At 34.3% G+C, this 1,380-nt stretch carries 2 protein-coding genes and 1 pseudogene; all 3 read left to right on the forward strand.

The window, feature by feature from the left end:
• The first annotated feature begins 150 nt into the window (after window positions 1–150).
• Window positions 151–348, forward strand: coding sequence for a preprotein translocase subunit SecE (secE, locus tag AC1DND_RS27865; RefSeq protein WP_029279332.1), 198 nt, complete (start codon window positions 151–153; stop codon window positions 346–348).
• Window positions 349–357: 9 nt separating this feature from the next.
• Window positions 358–897 carry a transcription termination/antitermination protein NusG gene (nusG, locus tag AC1DND_RS27870; RefSeq protein ID WP_025143263.1) on the forward strand — a complete coding sequence of 180 codons (540 nt, stop codon included), beginning with the start codon at window positions 358–360 and terminating at the stop codon, window positions 895–897.
• Window positions 898–1,279: 382 nt separating this feature from the next.
• Window positions 1,280–1,380 (forward strand): annotated as a pseudogene (locus AC1DND_RS27875) (50S ribosomal protein L11); the annotation flags it as partial.

The following is a 1,380-nucleotide window of genomic DNA, read 5'->3' on the forward strand; positions in this document are numbered from 1 at the left end:
CTCCAAAACCTTTGATCAGGGTTCGAATCCTTGTTCCCGTGCTCAAAACAATGGTTGAGTAATTGAATGAGTGAATGATTGAATTTGAAGGTTAGCTTTCGAATATTATCATTCACTCATTTAGTCATTCTGTCATTCAATAAATTAAATATGGCTAAAGTAGTTGAGTTTATAAAAGAATCGTACGATGAAATGACCCAGAAGGTTACATGGCCTACTTGGGGTGAACTGCAAAGTTCTGCAATTCTTGTATTAGTGGCTTCTTTAATTATTGCATTGGTTATTTTTGCAATGGATAAAGGATCAACATTTGTGTTAGATACTTTTTATAAATCACTTTCTAATTAATATTTACTAATGAGCGATCTAAAGTGGTACGTTGTAAGGGCTGTTAGCGGTAAGGAAAAGAAAGTAAAACAGTACATTGATGCTGAGATCAGCCGTTTAGGTTTCTCTCATTTGGTTCCTCAGGTTTTAATACCAATGGAAAAATATTACCAAATGAAAGATGGTAAAAAAATTGCAAAAGAACGTAACTTCTATCCTGGTTATGTTTTAATCGAAGCTACATTAGATGGAGAGTTAGAGCACATCATTAAAGGAATTAATAGTGTTATTGGTTTCTTGGGTGATAAAGCTGGTAATCCAATCCCAATGCGCCAGGCAGAAGTTAACCGTATTTTAGGTGTGGTTGATGAGATGAGCGAGCAAGGTGAAACAATGAATGTGCCTTACTACGTTGGCGAAGGCATTAAAGTAATGGATGGACCTTTCAACGGTTTCTCAGGTATTATCGAAGAGGTAAACGAAGAGAAGAAAAAACTGAAAGTAATGGTTAAAATCTTCGGTCGTAAAACACCACTTGAGCTTAACTACATGCAAGTAGAAAAAGAGTAAGCAAATTATTTTTAGAATATAAAAAGACCGCAGAATTTATTTCGTGCGGTTTTTTCTTTTTAAATGATTTTTTAAATTGCTTAATAATTAGTGTAAGTTTTGTGGTTTATTCTGTCGTTGCGAACAAAGAAAGGGTCTTATGGTGGCGTGAAGCAATCTATTCATGGTTTATAACTGAAGAAAGTATTTTTCTTAATCGCTGATTTAATGCACATATTTTAAACACCTACATATTATTAAATATATTTCTCTCCATCTATTGTGCATTTACAAGATTATCCATATCTTTGCAGTCCTTTAAGCTTTATAGGAGCTCTAAGGAATTAAATGTTACATGCTTCCAATATTTAACATTGAGTTTTAAATAAACAAAAAACACAAAATGGCAAAAGAAGTCAGTGCAATGATCAAATTACAGATCAAAGGCGGAGCGGCAAATCCATCGCCACCAGTAGGACCTGCGTTAGGTGCTAAAGGGGTGAA

The organism is Pedobacter sp. 01N416, from assembly GCF_056399685.1.